Source organism: Enterococcus sp. DIV0682, from assembly GCF_051712685.1.
GTDB lineage: Bacteria > Bacillota > Bacilli > Lactobacillales > Enterococcaceae > Enterococcus > Enterococcus faecalis.
Map to the genome: position 1 here is coordinate 2460510 of NZ_JBIOPK010000001.1, position 20901 is coordinate 2481410.

The window sequence follows — 20901 nt, forward strand, 5'->3', positions numbered from 1 at the left end:
TCTTATATACCTTATGGGGTATATTTAACATGAAAAAGTTAGACTTGTCAACTGAAGAGATTTCTGCCATTTTTAGATTCAAAGAAAAGATAGTTGACAAAAATACCTCGTGTAGGTATATTTTAAACCAATCACTACTCTTAAGGAGGGGCAAAATGACTGAAGAAAAAAAGAAAGTGCTGAATCGTTTACGCCGCACAGAAGGTCAAATTCGCGGGATTCAAAAAATGATTGATGAAGAAAAAGAATGTATCGATGTTATCACTCAGTTGAGTGCGGTCCGTTCTAGTATTGATCGCGTGATGGGGATGATTGTTGCGGAGAATTTAAAGCATTGCTTTGAAAATCCTGAAAAAGACCCTAAAGAACAAGAAGAGCGATTAGCACAAGCAATCAATATGATTGTCAAAAAGTAAAACAACGCAAACTTATTCAGCGAAAGATAAGTTTGCGTTGTTTTATTTTTATTTATTAGACGAATCTGCCCCGCGTTTTTTTAAATTGACAAGCATAAAAAGAATCGTGCCAATTAGTAAAATCACGACGGCGATATAAAAGCCCATGACTTTCGAACCAGTTGTGTCAGAAATTTTCCCAGTCAAAGCTGGGGCGATCACAGATGACATCATGCCGAAAAAGTTAAACACGCCCAAAGTAGTGCCAATTCCAATTTTTGGTGCATTTTCACCTAGCCAAGAAATAATAATCGGTTCTACAGCTAATTTTCCTAAGAACCCATACATAATTAAAGCAATTAATAACAACGTCGCATTACTTACTTGTACAGTTAACAAAAGCATGGCTGTTGCTAAAAATTCTAAAACAACGATGAATTGAACTTTTTTATGCATGTACTTATCCGCCAACCGACTAAAAAATAACGCTCCTGGAATAGAGGCAAATGCGACCAGCGAAGAGGATAATCCTATCGCCGCTCCTTGGAAACCACGTTCGGTACTTAAAAAATTAGGTAACCAAGTCACAATCATATAATATGCATAACAAGTGCCAAAATATAAAATATACGCAAATAGCATATGTGGCGCAAACAGTTTTTTAAAGGGCACTTTTTCTTTTACCGCTCCGTTATCTTTTTCATCAACAACGGTTGGCTGAATCAAGGCCATGTCTTCTTTATGATTGCGAATAATCACTTGAAAAGCCACTAACATACAAATAATCATAAAGGCGGAAATGTACATCATCACTTGCCAAGGCAATCCTTTTTGGGCAACTAAATAACTAGATAAAATCATCCCTAAACCTGAACCAACGGCTGAACCACTGTTGACAATAGCTGTTGCAAAACTTTTTTTGGCTTGAGGAATGTTTTGCGACGTCAACGAGTAAGCCGAGCCATAGAAAGAACCACATCCTAAGCCTGCCAATAAGCTACCTAAGTAAATTGTTCCAATCGTTTGGGCTTGGGCAATCAGTAATGCTGCCAGCGCAAACAAGATAAAGCCTGGAATTAATACACGTTTTTTCCCAATCTTGTCTACCAAGAAGCCTGCAGGAATCTGCATGACTACGTAACCGAGAAAATAAAAGCTAGAAATGGACCCTAGGGCCGTATCGGAAGCGTTACCATTTAGAGACGCACGAATTTGTGGATAAACGGGAGAAAGCGCGGAACGATAAATCCAGATTGTTACCCAGCCCATACATAGTAAAATAACGATTTTTTTCCAATAAGCCAACGAACTTTTTGTCTTGTCTGTCATTTTCTTTTCCTCCACCAATCATTTTTTTGGTTAACGTTTCACAAGGAACAAAAGCACTACGCTTTTTTACGTAGTGACCTTTGTCCTACCTTCTTTTTTAGTTTAAATACTCAGCCAATGCATGAGTACTACCGCTACCGCCTTCAAATTGATAGCCTTGGTGTTTCAATACAGTCTCAAAGGCACTTAAAAAATGCAACACATTGTCTTCGCGACTGCTGTAACCCATATTACCGACCCGCCAAATTTTTCCTTTTAAATCACCGAAGGAAGAGGCAATTTCAACTTTAAAATGATCCAGTAATAAGCTCCGCACTTTTTCACCATCAATTCCTTCTGGAATGACCACAGGAATGACTGTTGGTGTTTTTGTGTCTAACTTCCCGAAAATTTCTAAGCCCATTTTTTGCAGACTTTCAACTAAAATACGATCGTTTTTCCGATGACGTGCGTAGACATTTTCCATGCCTTCTTGAAGTAACAAGCGCAACCCTTCATGTAGACCATAAATCATTGTAGTCGCTTCTGTATGGTGATTTAAGCGCTCTGGCCCCCAATATTTTTCTAATTGCGATAAATCCAAGTAGTTACTTTGAATGAACCGTTCATTCCGCGCATCCGCGCCAAGCCCTAACTCTTTTTGGTAACGGCCCGCCAGATAGTCGGCCACACGTTGGTTGTAAGTAATCAAAGAAAGACCTGAAGGTACGCTGACACATTTTTGAGTGCCTGCTACCGCAATATCAATCTTCCAATCATCGACCTTTGTTTCGACACCGCCGTAAGTCGCCACCATATCTACTACGAAGAAAATTTCATTTTCCCGACAAAAGGCGCCAATTTGATCCAGCGGTTGCATTTGTGCATTCGCCGTTTCGCCGTGGACCATCGCAACAATTTTTGGTTGATGTTCTTTAATCGCTTCAATCACCATTGTTTGTTCAAACGGTGCGAGCCAGTCCTTTTCTAAATAAATGACTTCGGCCCGGGCGCGTTCGCAAATTTCACCTAATAAATAAGCAAACCGGCCATACGCAGGCACAAGCACTTTGTCACCTGGCTCAATCAATGCAAATAACCCCGCTTCCAAGCCTGAACGTGACGTGCCATCAATGGCAAAGGCTTGTTGATTCTTTGTGGCAAAAGGTACTTTAATCATTTCCCGAACTTCATCCATAATTTGTAGAAATTCTGGATCGAATTGCCCTAAAATTGGTTGACCCATTTGACGAAGTACCGATGGATGGGCTTCGACTGGTCCCGGCGTCATGATTGTTCGCCGTACAAAATTTGGTTGTTGATACATAGTAATCCCTCACTTCATTTTTAATTCTTCTCTTTTATTATCTTTGGAAAAACCCAGAAATTCATTGTTCAATTTGCACTATTTTGACTTTGTTTTTTAGACATATTCAATAACTATCTTTTGTACTCCTTTTTATTCTTCGCTATACTATAAAAAAAGGAGGTTGTTGTGATGAAAATATTAGCTGAGGTCTTGGCTTTACCAAGATTTTCTGACTTACAATTATTATCGTCTCACTCAAACTTAACACAGCCCTTGGAAAGTGTAGAAATCACGGAAACACCTGATGTGGCTGATTTTATCCCTAAAAATGTCATGATTTTAACAACGGCAATGATTTATAAAGATGATCAAGAAAAATTGAAACCTTTTATTGACTCGTTAAAACAAGCAGAATGTACGGCTTTAGGAATCAAAGTTGGGCGGTTCCTTGACGAAATTTCACCCGAAATTGTTGCCTATGCCAGTGCCGTTGATTTGCCCCTGATTAAAATTCCTAGCACACAGCCACTAGGCGGGTTGTTGCATGAAATTGTAGGCTATCTTCGTGATAGCAAAACCGAACAGATGTCTGTAGCATTTGACATACAAAAGCGTTTTTCAACATTATTAATGCAAGATGTTGATGCTACGCGCTTCATCGCTGAATTTGCGAAAATTTTAAATGCGCCAATTATTTTATTAAGTCCTTGGCAACAGGTGATTGCCCACTCGAATTATTTTTATGGCAATCAAAAATCGGCGGAGTTTTTCATCGAACAATTATCAAAAGACCACTTTCAACAATTGGCACAAGAAAAGAAAATCTTTCGTTTACAGGATGAGCGACAAGAAAACATTCAAGTAGCTGGCTTTCCAATTCGTGTGAACGATTATTTTCCCTATTATTTATTGGTCTTATCTCCTGAACAGATTCCTTATCCTATTTCTGAATTTGCCATTGATCAGGCCATTTTAGTTTTGACTTTTATGTTATTTAAAAACCAGAAAATTGCTGAATCTTTTGAACATCTCAAAACAGACTTTTTGGACCGCTTGCTTGATACACATCAAAAAGCGCTGAGTAAACATCAAAATTGGTTGGAACTTTGGAAAAATTATCGTTTAATCAACAGTGATTATTATCAATTAGCGATTGTCTACGGCGTGACTAAACCAGAAAATGAAACCCATATTCGTTATCAGCAAGCGGAAGGGCAACTAATTTTCCAATGGCTCAAAGAACAATTGCCGGAAATCCTGCCAGATGTCGCCTTGTTTAAATTAAAAAATCAAAATAAAAGTATCTTGATTTTTCAATCTAAGAAAAATGACCATTTGATGATTTTGCAAAACCTCGCTGAACGTTTGCAACAGGCTTTGCCTATTACCATTCGCTTTGCTTTAGGCAATGCTTATGAAAACCTAGAAGATTTGCCTAATTCTTATATTGAAGCTTCCTCGACATTAGAGGCTTCTTTACACGCTCAAAAACCAGCGACTGTGCAATTGTTCCATCCCAAAGGCCTAGCTGGACTTTTTGAAAAGATTGGCACTGAAGATGTTGAATACTTTTGCCAGCAACAATTGAAAGAGTTGGCCTATCCGACGGAACCGACGTTACAAGAATTACGAAAAACCTTGAAAGTTTTTTTAGATTTCAATTGCGAAATTACTAAAACGGCCAACGCTCTTTACCTTCACAGAAACACCATTAAATATCGCATGAATCAATGTGAAAAATTATTAGACACCTCTATTCAAGAGCCTGAGACGAGTTTACTCTTACGGGTAGCGCTAGAGCTTTCAGAAAAATAATTAACAGGAAAATAGCCGAATAAAAGTAACGTCTACCAAGAAAAAGGACTCTACCGTTCACCACTGCGTGTTCAAATCCTATTGTTCCGAGGTCATTACTTTACATTCGGCTTTTCGTTATAATTCTGGTTCACGATTGGCATCTTTGGAATAAACGTACATTAGCGGTTCTTTACGGCCAACCGCATAGGCTGCTTGTGGCACATAGGCACTCATGAAAATATAGTCCCCTTTTTCCACTGGATACCATTCATTGTCCAAATTGTACATCCCTTGGCCACTAATTAAATACGCACCATGCTCTTGGACATGCGTTTCAATATAGGCATGACTAGCGCCTGGTTCAAAAGATAAGATATGCATATTCATATCAAAGTCAAACTCTTTCGGCAATAAACTCCAAAGTAAAACGTCTGTCATTCCTTCATATTCTTCGGGTTGTTGGTCATGAATTGACCCAACCACTTTATAAGGTTGATGGCCCGCCAACGGCTGATAGCGTTTTTTATATAAGAAAACTTCTGTGTCCGCTTCCTGTGCGTTCGCTAAATACATTTTCATTTCAGGCGTAAAGTAGGCGTAGCCCCCGGCTTCAAGCTCATGGGTTTCTTGACCATCTGAAACGCGCAAACGACCGTCAATGACATAAACCAACGTTTGAATCCCGTCGCCACCAAAACCAGTTGTTTGTTGACCATTTTTATGAAACGTAGCAATGTAATCCACAAATGTCGCACCTAATTTAGGCGATCCCAAAATGGAAATATCGACATTTTCAAAACCAGGTACTGCATTTTGCACCAAACCATCATGGGGAATAATGGCGTAATTGTCTTTTTTTATCACAGCTCTTGATGTTAACAATTCTTTTTGGTAACCAACTCGATTATTTTTATAACCCATCACAATTCTTCCTTTTCTATCTTATTTATACGCTAATTCATATAAGGTATCTGCTAAAAGCTTGACGCCTTCAACCAAATCTGGAAATGCCGTTGCTTCTGCTGGATTATGACTAATCCCACCAATACTTGGCACAAATATCATCGCTGTCGGGTAATGGGGCGCAATAATTTGCGAATCATGCCCAGCACCACTATGCATCATACGATACTGATACTTGCCTTCTTTGGCTTTTTGTTCAATAACTTCTACAATTGCTTGATTCATCGGTACAGGGGCTTCATCCATCCAGCGGTCAATCGCAATCGTTAAGCCTAATTCTTGAGCAATTGTCTTCATCCGTTCTTCTAATTCACCTGTAAAATGTCGTAAAAAAGCAGCGTCGGTATGACGGCAGTCAATTGTAAATTCCACTTCTCCAGGCACCACGTTGACTGTATTGGGTTTCGGAATGACTTTGCCGAATGTTAAAACTAACGGATCACCAATTTCATTCGCACGATCAATGGCTTCTGCACAAATTTTAGCAAAACCGTACACCGCATCATGACGGTAACTCATTGGCGTAGTGCCTGCATGATTGGCTTGCCCTTTTAAGTTAACCGTGTAGCGACGTTGCCCCACAATACTATGAACAACACCGACTTGGAGCTTTTCGTTCTCTAAAATATTGCCTTGTTCAATATGAATTTCGACAAATGCTTCAATGTCCTCACGTCTAGTTTGCTCCTGCCGAAAATCAAAGCCTTGGCGATGCATCTCATCAACAAACTTTTTACCTTCGTTGTCAGAGATGTCGACTACTTCTTCACGTTTGGCTTCACCAACGACATTTTTACTTCCCCAGAAAACCGTTGGAAAACGACTCCCTTCTTCTTCAGCCATGGAAAGCACTTCTAAAGAACGCCGTGGTTTCCCATATTTGTCTAATAAATATTGAACAGCCGTCATGGAAGCAATGACACCATATTGACCATCTAAGGTCCCACCATTAACTACTGTGTCGATATGTGACCCAGTTAAAATCGTTTCCTGAGGAAATTCCGTTCCTGCCACTCGACAAAACAGATTCCCGACTTCGTCAAATTGCGTTTCCAGTCCAAACGCCTCAGTTTGGCTTTGCACATACTTTTGTGCTGCCAACCACGAATCTGTATAAAGTAAGCGTGTCATCCCTCCTGCAGGATCACTCCCAATTGCTGACAACTCTTCGATTCTTTGTTTTAAAACTTTTTCCAAGTCCATCACAAAACCTCCTGACTGATTACACTCTGATTGTAAACGTTTCCCTAGTTATCTTCATTGTACTTATCAAACAAAATTAAGACTTTTTTTGTGCGAAACAACCAATGAACACCCTCTAACTCGTGGACAGAGGCGCTAATTCAATCACGCTTCTGTCCCTTTACATTTCTAAAATAAGTGTTTAATTTTTGATAAATACGCCGTTAAATGCCTCAGTTACTCCAGTTTCTTGTGCGTAAATTGTTTCGCCTCTTAAAATTGTTTGAATCACTTGGGCCCCAATTTCACGACCAATGTAAGGACTAATTTTATTTCGGTATTCTAAATCTTCTGCTTTTAAGATATACGGCGCATTAGGTTTAATTAGTACAAAATCGGCATCCTTACCAATGCTGATGCGGCCTTTTTGCGCTAAGTGATAACGGTCAGCTGGGTTTGCTGCAATCATATCCGCGAATTGTTTCAAGGATAAACCACGTTTTTGGACGGCTTCATCGAATAACACATCGACGTTATTTTGAACACCAGAAATGCCGCCCCAAGCTTCAAAAGCATTGGTTGTATCTTTTAAGTCTGGCGTACAAGGAGAATGGTCAGAGGTTACAAACGCGATGCCGCCTGTTTGCACGTGGTTCCATAATGCGGCTTGTTGATCCGCGTCACGAATCGGCGGCGAACATTTGACAACTGGACCAATGGCATCAAGTTCATCCGTGGTAAAATATAAATAATGCGTACATGTTTCACAAGTCACATCTACCCCTTCTGCTTGGGCTTTTAAAACTTCTTCCACACCTTCTTGACAAGCCACATGACAAATATGAATCCGACAACCTGTTTCTTTGGCAAATAAAATGGCTTTTTGAATCGCTTCAACTTCGGTAAACACAGGACGTGTAGCTACATATGCCGCTAAAGTCGTTTCGCCATTTTGATAAGCTAACGCGCCTAATTTATCCGTAATTGGTGCATTTTCTGCATGGATTGCTAGCACTTTGCCAGTCTTGGCAACTTGTTTCATTCCTTCATATAGTGAATAATCGTCGACATTTTGAAAATCTCCTTCAATTGAACGATCGCCGCACGTTCCTAAAAAGCATTTATAGCCGGAAACGCCTCCTTCATCAAGTTCCTGAATCCCACCAGCCAAATTGGTCGGGACCACGCCGCCAAATGACCCTACATCTACTTTTAGTTTATTTTCTCCTGCCTTGTATTTGATCTCAAGAGAGGTCTTATCCACAGTTGCTGGAATCTGATTTAAAGGCATTTCCATAAAAGTCGTCACGCCCCCTTTGGCACAAGCGGCCGTTCCTGTGACATACCCTTCCCATTCATCGCGGTAACCACCACCAGGATCGGTAATATGAACATGAGCATCCACCATCCCAGGACTAACGACTAAACCCGTCGCATCAATCACACGTTCTCCTGACAAGTCTTGCCCAATCGCTACGATTTTTCCTTCTTGAACGGCGACATCCGTAATGACTTCTCCAGTTTCTAAAATAACTAACCCGTTTTTAATCACTAACTCTGCTTGCATTTATTTTCCCTCCTGATAAGCTGTTTCTTTCACTTTTTTTGAATCCCAAGTCCATTTTTTTAACACTAAGTACAGCACAAAACCTGTGGCAAAGCCCACAAACCACGAAATATCAGCAATGATTTTAACCTGTGGAATAAATTGACCACTTAAGGAAAGAACCAACGCCAGAATAGTAGCGACATACGCTGGCTTGTTTAATCCGTAAAAGGGATTGGCTTCCTCTTTTTTGTGTTTATCTACGTATAAAGCATTTAAATCAATTTGTTGCTTTTGAACAAAATAATAATTCGCAATCATCACACCAGCGACTGGTCCTAAAACAGCCCCAATTGCGTTCAGAAAAATAAAAATACTATCGGCGTTTTCCATCAGTTTCCAAGGCATAATAAGAAAGCTAATAACACTGGCAATCATGACGCCTTTTTTATACGTCATTTTTTTAGGAAACAGCGCCGCCAATTGATAACCTGCCGGAATGATGTTCCCTGTTGCATTCGTTGAAATAGTCGTTAATAAGAAAACCGACATGGCTAAGACCACCACCGCCACATTATCTAAACGATCAATAATGTTTAAAATATTCCATTCTTGAATCCCAAAATACAGCGAACCACCTAACAGAATAACCACACTGGAAAAAGCGAAAATCCCATAACCAACAACTAAACCTGCTGTTTGCCCCACAACCTGAGCACGTGTCGAGCGCGCATTCTTAGTAAAATCCGCCACACTCGCACCAGGCGCTGACCAAACGGCCACAACCGAGTTAAAAATAATCAGATACGCCACCAGTGGATTGACTGAACGAATCGCACCAGAAACTTGATAGGACAAAATTGGTGTTAAACCGCCCCCAGCTCGAATGGCCCAAATCGTTAATCCAATAATAACGACATAAATCAACGGACTTAAAATGGCGGTAAACCGGTTCAAAATTTTGCTACCACCGAAACCTATTGCCACATTTAAGAGCCAGAAAAGAGTAAACGCCATTAATTCAGGTAGCCTGAGACCAAAAAACTGGAATGATCCACCAATTTCTAAAAAGTTCGGCCAAAATTTCCCGAGAATAATTAATAAAGCCAGCGATCCTGTAAATGTTTGCAGACCAAACCAAGCAATCGCGGCCACACAACCTCTTAAGAACCCTGGCAGTTTTGCCCCGAGACTGCCGTAAGTAGACTGTAAGTGCATCGCAAAAGGAATGCCATATTTAGAGCCAGCCACGCCATTCAAATTCATGAAAGTTGCTACAATGAATGAGCTTAACACAACTGCCAGCATAACTTGCAGCGGCGATAAACCTAAGAAAATAAAGCCGCCCACTGCTGCATAATTCGGGATATTATGAATCGAACCCATCCATAATGTAAAAAAATTGCGCGCGCCCATTGTCCGTTGTTTCGGGCTACTTGGCAACAAATCCTCATTGTAGCCACGTGCTTTCAGCGCTGTTTCTTCTTGAGCTGTTACTTGAGACACATTTTTCTCCACGACAAACTCTCCTTTTTATTAAATTTTTTTTCTATTAAAACACCCTGCCTTCTCTTTTTTGTCACTTTTGCACAAACATGCGTACTACTCTCATCACACGAATTGTAAGCGCTTTTTATAACAACAATCATTAGTTACCCCAACTAAATAACAAATGATTCTTTGTTCACTTTGAACGAAAAAATAGCAACCTTTTTTATATCGTCTTCTCACTCTAGAAAGTAAGAAACAAATCTTTTTATTCACATATTATGTACAACTTCTCTTTTCAAATGCTAAAATACGCTTATTATTAAAAATGACATAAATAAATTATACAGTTAAATGAAATCCAACACAACGTTTTTTAATCAAAAACACACAAAACAGATAAACTGAAGTGGATTTTCAGGAAGAGACCCATCCTGAAAAAAGACACTGACAAAAGAGTTTTCTCACAAGATCGACAACTTTTCACAGATTCAAAATCTTCTTTTTCAATTTTTACGTTTTAAAAAATAACATTTTGAAAATAAAAAATCGCTTAATTTTAATCAAAAAAATAAACAAAGATTTCTGATTTTATCAGAAATCTTTGTTTCTAATGCATTTCCTCTAAGCTAGTGGCGAACAGGTTTTTGGTTTGTCGGTCAAACTCATTGAGCTTTTGTATTTGCTTGTGGAGCTTGTCAATGTCTTTTTGCATACTATCAGCCATCTTAATAAAGGTCCGTTGGGCATTTTGTAAGAGTTCATAAATTCCTGGAATTGGCTGACTATGGGCTAATGTGGCGACTGCCCTAGCAGAATCGTGCAATAATTGTTGGTTGGCTTTCATGATTTTAGATTTTATATTTACTTTAAATAGAGTGATTACAGTTAATTCAAACCACAACCACTCTAGTTATTTTTAATGAATATACAGTTAGCTTTTGGTAGTTATTTGAAACTTGATTAGTGAGTTATTGCTTAATAGTAAAGCGCCTTTTTTAATTATAATTGTTGAAATACTCAATAATTATATTTTGCATAGAATCATTATTAATTGTATCATCGCTAATAAAATTTAAAAATAAATCATAAACTTCTTGGTTCTGATACTTATATAAAAGTTTACAAATAGGCAACAACATTTCTGGTTCTATATTGTGATTATTTTGAAAATATTTAGCTAATACTTTGGCTGATGTATCATTTATTTTATTTTCCATCGCTTCAATAAATATAATTTTTTCATCACTTGAATAAGCTTCTGATGTAATTAGTTCAACAAGCTCATCTTCATTTAAATCCTCTTCAAAGATGTTTAATCGACTCTTATTTACATTATCTCTAGCTTTTTTGTCATCATTATAATAATTTTCTAAAAAAGTGGGATAATCGACTAGCTCATAAACTAATAAATTCATATCTTTAATATACGAACCAACATTTTCTTTGTAAACTTGAAAGTCTGTAAGTCCATATATTGATAACCCTCCAAAATCATCCACTATTCTAATTTCATTTTCTTTTTTTATAAGAACTGGATAGAGTTTATTAAGAGTAATATCCCTATTTTCTTTGTTAGAAATTACTTTTACAATCATATTATCTAACCCCCTTCGGTATAAAATTATTATCCAAGTCTATGATCCAAAAATCATCAATAAGTCCATTCCTAATTTTAAGGTCTTTAGGAATTGGTACTTTCATTTTCACATCATAAAAACTAGTTTCACTAGTTTTTAAATTCTGATAATAGTGAACCTTTCCTTTCCCCATTGACGTTTCATAACTATATGTTGATTCCATTTTTGCCCAGTCTGACATGGAACTCCCGTTCTTAGTAAGTTCAGAAATTACCTTAGTGTCTTTTAAATCAGAACTAGATATAATAGGTTTTGAGTTTTCGATTATATCACCTTTCATTAATTCATTTTTATATTGTTGATATTGGGTACTATTTCTTGAGTTCTTTGGAACACTAGCCACACTGACTTTCTTAGAAAAAGTCTGCGCATTTCTTGCCGAAGCAACGCCCATTCCTAACATCCACAAGGAATCCCACACACCTGATTCTTGGATTTCATCCATAACTCCTTGGCCTTTTGACAGGAGACCTAATCCAAAAACTCTGTCATCTTTTTCAAAGTAATTATAGCCTTTTTTCTGCTGATTATTGACTCGGGTAGTCAGTTCCTTTGACGTCAGTTCTACTACATCTAAGTCATATTTTTTTACTAGAGAAGCTAAGTTTCCTGATAGTTTTTTCTCGTCTATTCGGTAGGAATAGCCGTCTTTTTCTAACATGCAATACTCAAAGTCGCGTGATTTATCATGAACACGAATAATCGTACAGCCTTCTAATAATTGTTTGTCAGTCACTTCATTTTTAGTATCTTTTTTAATTTCCGTAGAGTAAGTTTTATCAATTTCTTATGATAAATACATGTATTTTTAAGACATTGTGGTTCTAACTGTTTATTGATAAAGTCAGAACCACTTTTAGAATCCCTTTTTATAAATTTTATATTTTCTAACTAAAGTGCTTATGCTGAAATTACAACTAACTTGTCTACGCTAGGTTATGTTTTTCTATTAATCCCCAATCTTACGATAAAGTACCAATTTATTATCATTCAATAGATATCTATTCTTGAAATATTAGCTTCTACATAGTCACTTTGTTTAATGTCTTTAGGGATATTACCATCAGATAAATCTATTAAGAACTCCCCAATTTGTAAAATCTCACTTTTCCTATCTACAACCTTACCTTGAATATAGTAGTTATCTTTTTTTTCATCTATTGCATATCCTTCGTTGAAACTTTTCACAATATTTTTAACATCAAATCCATAAAGAATACCTGAAAATGTATCACCTTCTGAAAAATTACAGTCACTACAAAAACAATTTACAGAATAAGTACCATCTGAAAGTAAAATGTCTGCTTCTCCATAATTTTCATCTATCCAATTCACTTTTTTTACAATAATCATCTTATATACTCTCCTATGGTTTTACGCCTAAACTAGGCGCCTTTTTAGCAAGTTCTTTTACAGACTTCAAATGTAAAGTTGTTATATTACCTGTTGCTCTATCTATCCCTACAAATGCATACTTAGCGCTACCTTCACCACCAACAAGTTTTATATATCCATTCATTTCTGGAACAAATTGACCTTTTTTAATAACGTGATTTGCATCTCTTAGATAATCAGCTACTGAATAGTCTTTTTTGTTTAAAGCTTGCCTCATTTCTGAACCATGTTTTGAAAAATGAATTTCTAATTTTTTTACGTTACCAAATTCAAAACCACTGGCTTTCTTATACGTCACATTCCCAACATTTTTATTTTTATCTAACGTATAATTCTTTCCAACTTTGTTTCCTTTTAAGATATTCTTAGTATAACTGCTTCCTTTCTTTATACTACCAACATCATCCAGTCCATCCAATCTTGAAGCAGCTTTTTCCCAGCACGTGCACCTAGCACCACATTACCAACTTCTGTTAGTGTGCCTGCCCACGCCGCATACTTGAATTTATTTGCTTCTTTTTGACTAATTTTCTTTCCTGTATAAGGATTAATGCCTATATTTGCACAAGCAATGGTTTTTCTGCTGATTTCTTCTAGACTGTCGGTTTTCTTGATTAGCTCTATTTTTGGTTTGGCTGTTTCAAGAACCGTAGAAGCTTCTTTTTTAATTTCCGTAAAGTAACTTTTATCCACACCACTTGGCAAGGTGTAGAGACCGTTGCTTTTGACAGCTGTTTCATTCAGGACTAAGATGCCTTGCATCGCCAACTGCATTTCCTCTAAGCTAGTGGCGAACAGGTTTTTAGTTTGTCGATCAAACTCATTGAGCTTTTGTATTTGCTTGTGGAGCTTATCAATGTCCTGTTGCATGCTTTCTGCCATCTTAATAAAGGTCCGTTGGGCATTTTGTAAGAGTTCATAAATTCCTGGAATCGGCTGACTATGGGCTAGCGTGGCGACTGCCCTAGCAGAATCGTGCAACAATTGTTGGTTGGCTTTCATGATTTTTATTTTTAATTTGAGTTTGTCTTCATCTAAAAAACCTTCACTGGCAATAAACGCATCCGCAGCGCTGTATTTGGCCAAATCACTTTGGACATTATCAACGGCGGCAGTCATTCGATGAATCGTCGGAATCACTAATTCTGAAAATAGCCCTTTTCCCGCATTATAGGCAGCACCAGACAATGTATGACCGTCAATAGCTGCGATTAGTTGCTGACAACCTGCTGTTAGCTCACTGGTGGTTGTTCGGGCAACTGATAGGTTGCTGGACAGCGCACGCATCATTGCTGAAGAATCGCTACTGGAGTAGATTAATCCCATGACAACCGACTCCTTTCTCTTTGGAGCTGTAGTCGTTCTTCATTCGATTGTGCGGTTGCTTTTGTGTATCTTTGACTTAATTCATGTGTCTGTTGTTGTAAAAAGCCCTTTAAATAGCGTTGTTTTCCAGAGAGCTCCTCTTGCTCCCAACGCGTCGACTTACCGCCTTTATGAATCACTTCTGCGTTGAGTTGCTCAAGTTCGCGAAAATTTCTAGTTAGTTCATACTCTAGTGTACCAAAAATGGTTTGGATTTGCTTCTTTTCCTTCGACAATTGATCCATCGCTCGTTCTTTTTCGACAATCTGTTCCGCATAGTTCCTTCTTAATTTTTCATTCGTATCCTTTTCCATCGTTTCTCCTTATTTAAACGTTGTTTGGCTATCTCTAGCCGCCATCGTTGCCGCTAATTTAGGGAATTTATTAGCTTGTGCGTTGACACCATTGACTACTTTTGCTAATTGATTGAGCAGTTGATTACTGACTTTAACCCCTTTTTTCATACTTGAAATATTGCTTTCTCCTAAATGACATGTTTGATTTTTACTCACAGATACATTCTTGATCCCGGCAATTGCCTTTTGGGCAGTGCCTTGATTGGATGCAATTTTTACCATATTTCCTCATCACTCCTTTTCATTTTTTACCCACATCAAACTAAATCAATTATAAATAAAATGATAACTAAAATCAAAATATTTTTCACTAACAATGAATTTAATAAGGTTTAAAATTATATTTTAAAAAAAATTTTATATAAACAAAAAAACTTAACTAAAGAGCCTTTTAAAGATAAACGAAACCTAAAAAACAAAAAAATAATATAATTTTTTTATATAAAAATAAAAAAAGTAAAAATAATCACCTTTTGATTATTTTCACTTTTCTCTACTATAATTCCTTTAACAAAATAAAATCCGTCTGTTCATCGTCTCCCATAAAAAACGAATGTTGACTATAATAACCGTAGCCAATCGTTTTATAAAATGCCCGCGCCGCATCATTGTGTTCCCAGACACCTAGCCACAGTGCTTTTTTACCAAATTCACGAGCTTTCTCTTCCGCCAGTTCTAACAATTGTGTTCCCAGCTTCTTTCCTTTAAACGCAGGTAAAATATACAATCGCTCAACCTCGAGCTTTTCTGGCCCCATCGGTTCCGTTTGTGCCCTCTCACGATTTAATTTCATGTAGCCAGCTAATTGATTATCGACCAAGATAAAATAAAAGTCAGAGTGGGGATTAGCCAATTCCTTTTGTAATTTTTCTAAATTGTAGGCTTCTACTAAATAGGCTTGCATATTTTCTGGCGTATTGTACGGTCCAAAAGTATCTGTATAAGTTTCAATGCTGATTTCTTGTAACGCTGGTGCATCTTCTATTGTTAATTGTTTTATTTCTCCCATCAATCAGTCGTCCTTTCCTTAATAATTTCGAGTGTTCCCTTTTTTGACAAATTCCCAATCTTCGCTGACATTTTTACGCATCCGGACTAAGTACTCTGCCAATTGTGAAATTTCCACTTCTGACAAGCCTTGCAAAGCAACTTGATTCGAGTGTTGATTTTCGCGCACAATGATTGGATAAACGTTTTTCCCTTTTTCTGTGGCATAAATCCGCTTAATTTTTTTGTTGCTTGCATCTTCTTGACGATAAATGAAGCCTTGTTCTTCCAAACGCTTAATCGCCCGCGCCGCTGTGGTTCGATCAACTTTAATCAGTTCGGCGATCTTTTCTTGGATAATTCCAGGATTTTCACAGACCCTGACCAAATAAAGATATTGTCCTCGTGTTAAAGATAATTCCTTAAATTCAATATTACTGATTGAATCTAAGGCCCGCGCAATCATGCCAATTTCTCTTAAAATATCTGTCACTAGGACACTTCCTTTCGCTAATATTTTATGATTGTCATTACTTTAACTTATTTTTGTTGCAAATGCAACAAAAATAAGTATAAAAACTACAGATTTAAACAATTTGAGCATTCGTGAAAATAAAATAATTATTTCTTTTGTTATATTAACAAGTAAGATAAAATTAGTTATAGCGTCTATAGGAGGAATAGTATGAAAAAATTATTTTGTGTTATTTTAGTTATTTTTTTAACAGGTTGTAGTTCTCAAAAAGCGAATGACCCTAAAAAACAAGAAAATTCTACCAATCATACAACATCAATGAAAAGCAGTGCTAATCATTACAGTTCTAGCACAGAAACAAGCTCTAGTAATAAACTAAAAGAAGCTTCAGAAAGTGCCAGTACCACTCAGGCTTCGTCAAAGTCTAAAAATGAAGTATCCACAAATGTCGAAGAAACAAATTCTTTAGAAGCAACACCTTATGCTGTCGATCTTAGTAGCTTAAACAATCCACTCGTATTTAATTTTAAAGGAATGAATGTGCCAACTTCAATTACGTTAGAGAACTTAAATTCAACACCAACTACTACCTTCCGAACTAAATTGTTTGGGGCTGAAAATGATCAAGTGAAAGAAGCCATTAATAAATATGAGCTATCTATAAATACAATTCCTACAAAAGAGATTAGAATATTTTCAGCGGCCGATAACAGTATTCGCACCGTTAAAGTAAATACAGAATTAATTTTAGGAACTAATATTTCTCCAAACGATGAACAAAATAGATCGGGCACTTTATACTTATTCAACAATAAAAATGGTTCGATATCTTTAATCACTCCTAACTACGCAGGCAATGTTACGGATGATCAAAAAGACGTTATGCTAGAAGTAATTCAATAAATAACCAAAAAAATAATAAAGAGAAAACTTCATACTTAGAAGTTTTCTCTTTATTATTTTTTAGGAACTCCTCTAGAAACTCGTTTTAGTCCCCACTTATTTTTCTTATTTCTTCACCCATTAAGCACGCAATAGAAAATAGAACATTTCATTTGAAAATGAATTATTGTTCTGCAACATGCACCGTTTGTAAAAATTCTGCGACTGAGAAATGGTATTCTTTCTCTTGATTTCCTTGAATGGTTCGAATCATTTTCTCAACTTCTGGTTGCAGAGCGGCAAACTGAACTTGTTGTCCGCGACCTTCTGCTGCAAGACAAAATTCTTCTAAAATATCTAGCGCCGTACTATCAATGCTAGGAACTCCTCGCATTGAAAATACTACACCACTTTTTGTTTCCAATTGCAGTAACGTTTGTTTCAATCGTTCAGAAGACATGAAAAATAACGGGCCACTCAAATAAACTACCACCCAATTTTCCGTACAATCGGTCGGTACTAGCCCCATTCTTGACCAATCAACTTCCTCAACATTAATCGTAATCACGGCACTTTTCGCAATGAAAAACAGGCAACCCGCTAAGACCCCTAAAACAATCGCTAAACTCAAGTCAAAAATAACGGTCGCTACCATCGTTAAGAAGAACAAACATAAAGCTGTGTGGAAACGTTTCTGGAAGAATTCTTTAATCACCGACCATTCATTCATTCGCCACGCTGTCACCACTAAAACACCAGCTAACGCAGGCATGGGAATTTTAGACATGACTGGCGATAAAAGCAACATCGATAACAATAAAAAGACTGCATGAAAAATACCCGCTAAACGTGTTTGCGCACCAGATTTAATCACTACGCTCGTGCGGGCAATCGCTGCTGTCGCAGGAACGCCACCGAAAAATGGCAAAATTAAGTTACCAATTCCTTGTGCCACTAGTTCCTGATTACTGTCTAATGGTTTCCCTGTCATGCGACCAGCCGAAGCGCCACAAAGCAAACTTTCAATCATACCTAACATAGCAATGCTAATTGAAGGCACCAAAATATCCTGAAACGCACTTAATTGAAGCGAACCAAGTTCTAAACGTGTATCACTAAAAATACTTGTCGGAATTTTCCCTACAGTGGCCACTGGCAGTTGAAAAACCACTGTTGCTAAAGTAGCTAAAATAATCATCACCAATGAAGCTGGTATCATCGCATTCCACTTTTTCGGAAAGAATACTAATCCAAGCACCACTAAAATCGACATAACCGTCGTTGGTATACTTAAATCAAAGCCCAATGAACGATAACTGCTGATTTTCTCAATTAAATTGTGTCCTTCTGAACGAACCCCAAAGAAATTATCAAGCTGCCCCAACGCAATAATAATAGCAATTCCTGAAGTAAACCCGGTAATGACCGGTGACGGAATAAAAGAAGTCAAGCTCCCTAAACGCAAAATCCCTGCCAAAAGCAAGAAAATTCCCGCCAAAAAGGTGGCCAACAAAATCCCTTGCATGCCATGCACTGCCGCAATTGACATTAAAATAGCTGCCATCGCACCTGTTGGTCCTGAAATTTGATAAAACCCACCCGAAAGGCTCCCAATCACAATTCCAGCGATAATCGCCGTGATCATGCCAGCTGCTGCAGTGGCGCCGCTAGAGACCCCAAACGCTAATGCTAACGGCAACGCGACGGCTGCGACAGTCAAACCTGCCAAGAAATCTTTTTTCAATTTTTTTTGATTATACCCTTTAAATTCATCCCTTATCATTTGTGTGTACTTTTTAAACATTCGCATCCTCTTTTCATGAAATTTCCATTCTAAAGATATCATATTTTCGGAAAGATAATAAGGTGTTTTGTGAAGGAAATCGCTAAAAAATTTTTTTCACCTCATTTAGACAAAATTGTCTAATATTTTAGGAATTTAGCCACCGCTGTTTCCTAGAGTATGATATGCTTAACTAGTAAACAGGCTTCACAAACTTACATTAATTGGGGGAAACTATTATGTGTACAGGCATCAAGATTATTTCCAAAACAAATGATATTTTTTATGGACGTACGATGGATTTTACGTTTGACTTTTTTGGCAACGAAGATCCAATTGCACCAAAAATCCCTACTCTAATTGCTCAATTTCCAAAAGGTACAGTTCTAAATAGCCAACTAAATCCTTGGACGGCAAAATATGCCTTTATGGGACTAGCAATGTCAGGCACAGATCAACCAGCGAACGATGGTAAAACCGTCAGCCTTGCTATCACAGATGGTATCAACGAAGCCGGCTTATCTGGTGATATTCAATATTTAATGGAATCTTCAACAGCACCTGCTGAAAGTTTAGCAGAGCGTGGTTTAACACCTCATATTGCAGAAGAAGTTCTCGCTTATATTTTGAGTAATTTTGAAAGCGTTGACGAAGTAAAAGTAGCTTTTGAAAAAATCGGCCTGTTAGATCAAAAATTCCAACTTGATTCATTGGGGGAAGTTCATTTCACCTTACACTGGACCATTAATGATAAAAATAATAATAGTATCGTTTTGCAACCAACAGATAACGGAGCGTTCGTCATTTATGATTCGATTGGCGTAGTCACAAACAGCCCAGAATACAATTATCATTTAACCAATGCACGAAACTATATCGGGATGCGCAACTATGCTATTAAGGAACCTTACACTTTAAAATCAGGCGCAACACTTGACCCAATTGAAGGTGGGACTTCTTACGGACTATTAGGAATCCCAGGAGACTTCACTTCGCCGTCACGCTTCATTCGTGCGTTATACTATTCTGACAATCTCCAAGAATTTGATAGCTCTGAAGGGATTATGCAACTCTATCGCGCCTTCCAAACAGTGATGATTCCTCGGGGAATTGGCCATTTAGGTCAAAGTAATTCTCTGTCTGATTTCACACATTATTGGTCAGGATATGATGTGACTAATCTAACCATGTATGTCCAACCAGAAAGTACTACCTCATTTACAAAATACACTTTGGATCCAGCTTTAACAGAAGTTACTACTTTTGCTGTTTCTAACGAGCTACTACTAACAGATTTAAATCAATAAAAACACAAACAACGTCTCTGACCAGGTAATTGGTCAGAGACGTTGTTTCGTTCATTTTTCAGATAATGCGTTATACAATGGCGCTAATTCTTGAAGCGCCTGACAACTTTTTTCTTCAATCGTTTCAAGCTTTTCCGTCGCGAACCACAACTTACCGATCTGAAATGAGCGATTGCCTATCCGCTCTTCTAGAATTTTCCGTTGTTTTTCATCTGCTAAATAATCTTTTAAAGGCAAATGGTCCACTAGTTCATGCTCCTCCTGCGGCCAAATATAATAGCCTTCACAGTCGATGGTTTGGCTCCAAGCTTCTAAACGATTAAGCAATTGATTGTAAGCGACTACTGAGCCTGCCCGCTCCTCACTTTTGTAATGTTGAAACATCAAATATACTTGAAATTGCTTTTTATTTAATAACAACGCCAGACAAGCATTTTCCGCTTGGCGTTGCTCACTGCGATATGCAGCCCAGAAATGACTGCGTAAATTCCAGCCGTTGGTCCAGCTTTCAATTTTCGGCTTAGTGATGCCGAGTTCAGCTGGTAAACCTTGGGCGATTGCGAGGTTTAAGGCTTTCCACTTTTCCCAATGTTGCTTGTAGGTTTGCTTTAAGGCATCGATTTCTGCTGATGTTTGTTGCTCTTTGAGTTGTTTAAATGTGAAGATTTCTCGGTTGAACAGATTGAAGTCTTGATGGGTTAGGTTCATTTTATTCCCTCTTTT

Annotated in this window: 21 protein-coding genes and 1 pseudogene; 4 read left to right on the forward strand and 18 right to left on the reverse strand. The window is 37.7% G+C overall.

The genetic code is table 11. The features are described from left to right. Positions 1–155: 155 nt before the first annotated feature. Positions 156–416 carry a metal-sensitive transcriptional regulator gene (locus IGK96_RS11940; protein ID WP_002355063.1) on the forward strand — a complete coding sequence of 87 codons (261 nt, stop codon included), beginning with the start codon at positions 156–158 and terminating at the stop codon, positions 414–416. Between the two features lie 48 nt (positions 417–464). On the opposite strand, the gene IGK96_RS11945 is transcribed toward IGK96_RS11940, so the two are convergent. Both IGK96_RS11945 and IGK96_RS11950 read right to left on the reverse strand, forming a co-directional pair. Then, positions 465–1724 (reverse strand): MFS transporter, encoded by a 1260-nt coding sequence (locus IGK96_RS11945; protein ID WP_002368361.1) that lies wholly within the window; start codon positions 1722–1724, stop codon positions 465–467. A 97-nt stretch (positions 1725–1821) separates the two neighbouring features. Further along, entirely contained in the window at positions 1822–3030 is a 1209-nt protein-coding gene (locus tag IGK96_RS11950; protein WP_071646810.1) for a pyridoxal-phosphate-dependent aminotransferase family protein, read from the reverse strand. 171 nt (positions 3031–3201) lie between these two features. Here IGK96_RS11950 and IGK96_RS11955 point away from each other — a divergent pair, with 171 nt between their 5' ends. After that, entirely contained in the window at positions 3202–4827 is a 1626-nt protein-coding gene (locus IGK96_RS11955) for a PucR family transcriptional regulator (protein WP_071646811.1), read from the forward strand. Between the two features lie 117 nt (positions 4828–4944). On the opposite strand, the gene allE is transcribed toward IGK96_RS11955, so the two are convergent. From allE to sylA, 14 genes and pseudogenes are all read right to left on the reverse strand, one after another. Further along, positions 4945–5730 (reverse strand): (S)-ureidoglycine aminohydrolase, encoded by a 786-nt coding sequence (gene allE, locus IGK96_RS11960; RefSeq protein ID WP_010713760.1) that lies wholly within the window; start codon positions 5728–5730, stop codon positions 4945–4947. Between the two features lie 21 nt (positions 5731–5751). Continuing rightward, positions 5752–6975 (reverse strand): allantoate deiminase, encoded by a 1224-nt coding sequence (gene allC / locus IGK96_RS11965; RefSeq protein ID WP_002383320.1) that lies wholly within the window; start codon positions 6973–6975, stop codon positions 5752–5754. Positions 6976–7156: 181 nt separating this feature from the next. Beyond that, entirely contained in the window at positions 7157–8521 is a 1365-nt protein-coding gene (allB, locus tag IGK96_RS11970; RefSeq protein ID WP_010776143.1) for an allantoinase AllB, read from the reverse strand. Next, positions 8522–10018, reverse strand: a complete 1497-nt coding sequence (gene allW / locus IGK96_RS11975) for an allantoin permease (RefSeq protein WP_002365291.1) — start codon at positions 10016–10018, stop codon at positions 8522–8524. A gap of 580 nt (positions 10019–10598) precedes the next feature. After that, positions 10599–10892 carry a hypothetical protein gene (locus IGK96_RS11980; RefSeq protein WP_224785157.1) on the reverse strand — a complete coding sequence of 98 codons (294 nt, stop codon included), beginning with the start codon at positions 10890–10892 and terminating at the stop codon, positions 10599–10601. A 94-nt stretch (positions 10893–10986) separates the two neighbouring features. Continuing rightward, the gene (locus IGK96_RS11985; RefSeq protein WP_010829090.1) at positions 10987–11586 is read right to left on the reverse strand and encodes a hypothetical protein; all 600 of its coding nucleotides are present in this window, start codon (positions 11584–11586) and stop codon (positions 10987–10989) included. A 1-nt stretch (position 11587) separates the two neighbouring features. Further along, the gene (locus tag IGK96_RS11990) at positions 11588–12289 is read right to left on the reverse strand and encodes a hypothetical protein (RefSeq protein WP_025191392.1); all 702 of its coding nucleotides are present in this window, start codon (positions 12287–12289) and stop codon (positions 11588–11590) included. A gap of 329 nt (positions 12290–12618) precedes the next feature. Continuing rightward, positions 12619–12981, reverse strand: coding sequence for a hypothetical protein (locus tag IGK96_RS11995; RefSeq protein WP_010707062.1), 363 nt, complete (start codon positions 12979–12981; stop codon positions 12619–12621). A gap of 13 nt (positions 12982–12994) precedes the next feature. Further along, complete coding sequence (locus tag IGK96_RS12000; RefSeq protein ID WP_113821074.1) at positions 12995–13441, reverse strand: hypothetical protein; 447 nt, start codon at positions 13439–13441, stop codon at positions 12995–12997. An 11-nt stretch (positions 13442–13452) separates the two neighbouring features. Then, positions 13453–14349 (reverse strand): annotated as a pseudogene (locus IGK96_RS12005) (T7SS effector LXG polymorphic toxin); the annotation flags it as partial. Beyond that, positions 14340–14702: a hypothetical protein gene (locus tag IGK96_RS12010; RefSeq protein ID WP_016626322.1), complete on the reverse strand. Its 363-nt coding sequence runs from the start codon at positions 14700–14702 to the stop codon at positions 14340–14342. The gene IGK96_RS12010 and the pseudogene IGK96_RS12005, both read right to left, overlap by 10 nt. A 9-nt stretch (positions 14703–14711) precedes the next feature. Then, complete coding sequence (locus IGK96_RS12015; protein WP_096398048.1) at positions 14712–14966, reverse strand: hypothetical protein; 255 nt, start codon at positions 14964–14966, stop codon at positions 14712–14714. Positions 14967–15240: 274 nt separating this feature from the next. Continuing rightward, positions 15241–15753 carry a GNAT family N-acetyltransferase gene (locus IGK96_RS12020; protein ID WP_161975144.1) on the reverse strand — a complete coding sequence of 171 codons (513 nt, stop codon included), beginning with the start codon at positions 15751–15753 and terminating at the stop codon, positions 15241–15243. An 18-nt stretch (positions 15754–15771) separates the two neighbouring features. Beyond that, on the reverse strand, positions 15772–16224 hold the full coding sequence (gene sylA, locus IGK96_RS12025; RefSeq protein ID WP_002383314.1) for a transcriptional regulator SylA: 453 nt from the start codon (positions 16222–16224) through the stop codon (positions 15772–15774). 192 nt (positions 16225–16416) lie between these two features. Between sylA and IGK96_RS12030 the strand changes: the two genes are divergently transcribed. Continuing rightward, on the forward strand, positions 16417–17109 hold the full coding sequence (locus tag IGK96_RS12030; RefSeq protein WP_085443390.1) for a hypothetical protein: 693 nt from the start codon (positions 16417–16419) through the stop codon (positions 17107–17109). Positions 17110–17272: 163 nt separating this feature from the next. Here IGK96_RS12030 and IGK96_RS12035 read toward each other — a convergent pair whose 3' ends face one another. Next, a complete protein-coding gene (locus IGK96_RS12035) occupies positions 17273–18934 on the reverse strand; it encodes a SulP family inorganic anion transporter (protein ID WP_002396652.1) in 1662 nt (553 codons plus the stop codon). A 176-nt stretch (positions 18935–19110) separates the two neighbouring features. Between IGK96_RS12035 and IGK96_RS12040 the strand changes: the two genes are divergently transcribed. Then, a complete protein-coding gene (locus tag IGK96_RS12040; RefSeq protein WP_002370058.1) occupies positions 19111–20178 on the forward strand; it encodes a choloylglycine hydrolase family protein in 1068 nt (355 codons plus the stop codon). Positions 20179–20229: 51 nt separating this feature from the next. On the opposite strand, the gene IGK96_RS12045 is transcribed toward IGK96_RS12040, so the two are convergent. Beyond that, positions 20230–20886, reverse strand: a complete 657-nt coding sequence (locus tag IGK96_RS12045) for a glucose-6-phosphate 1-dehydrogenase family protein (protein ID WP_010707056.1) — start codon at positions 20884–20886, stop codon at positions 20230–20232. Between the last annotated feature and the right edge of the window lie 15 nt (positions 20887–20901).

Coding starts and splice junctions, on each gene's coding strand:
- IGK96_RS11940 (WP_002355063.1), top strand. CDS start 156: ATGACTGAAGAAAAAAAGAAAGTGCTGAATCGTTTACGCCGCACAGAA.
- IGK96_RS11945 (WP_002368361.1), bottom strand. CDS start 1,724: ATGACAGACAAGACAAAAAGTTCGTTGGCTTATTGGAAAAAAATCGTT.
- IGK96_RS11950 (WP_071646810.1), bottom strand. CDS start 3,030: ATGTATCAACAACCAAATTTTGTACGGCGAACAATCATGACGCCGGGA.
- IGK96_RS11955 (WP_071646811.1), top strand. CDS start 3,202: ATGAAAATATTAGCTGAGGTCTTGGCTTTACCAAGATTTTCTGACTTA.
- allE (WP_010713760.1), bottom strand. CDS start 5,730: ATGGGTTATAAAAATAATCGAGTTGGTTACCAAAAAGAATTGTTAACA.
- allC (WP_002383320.1), bottom strand. CDS start 6,975: ATGGACTTGGAAAAAGTTTTAAAACAAAGAATCGAAGAGTTGTCAGCA.
- allB (WP_010776143.1), bottom strand. CDS start 8,521: ATGCAAGCAGAGTTAGTGATTAAAAACGGGTTAGTTATTTTAGAAACT.
- IGK96_RS11985 (WP_010829090.1), bottom strand. CDS start 11,586: ATGATTGTAAAAGTAATTTCTAACAAAGAAAATAGGGATATTACTCTT.
- IGK96_RS11990 (WP_025191392.1), bottom strand. CDS start 12,289: ATGTTAGAAAAAGACGGCTATTCCTACCGAATAGACGAGAAAAAACTA.
- IGK96_RS11995 (WP_010707062.1), bottom strand. CDS start 12,981: ATGATTATTGTAAAAAAAGTGAATTGGATAGATGAAAATTATGGAGAA.
- IGK96_RS12010 (WP_016626322.1), bottom strand. CDS start 14,702: ATGGAAAAGGATACGAATGAAAAATTAAGAAGGAACTATGCGGAACAG.
- IGK96_RS12015 (WP_096398048.1), bottom strand. CDS start 14,966: ATGGTAAAAATTGCATCCAATCAAGGCACTGCCCAAAAGGCAATTGCC.
- IGK96_RS12020 (WP_161975144.1), bottom strand. CDS start 15,753: ATGGGAGAAATAAAACAATTAACAATAGAAGATGCACCAGCGTTACAA.
- IGK96_RS12030 (WP_085443390.1), top strand. CDS start 16,417: ATGAAAAAATTATTTTGTGTTATTTTAGTTATTTTTTTAACAGGTTGT.
- IGK96_RS12035 (WP_002396652.1), bottom strand. CDS start 18,934: ATGATATCTTTAGAATGGAAATTTCATGAAAAGAGGATGCGAATGTTT.
- IGK96_RS12040 (WP_002370058.1), top strand. CDS start 19,111: ATGTGTACAGGCATCAAGATTATTTCCAAAACAAATGATATTTTTTAT.
- IGK96_RS12045 (WP_010707056.1), bottom strand. CDS start 20,886: ATGAACCTAACCCATCAAGACTTCAATCTGTTCAACCGAGAAATCTTC.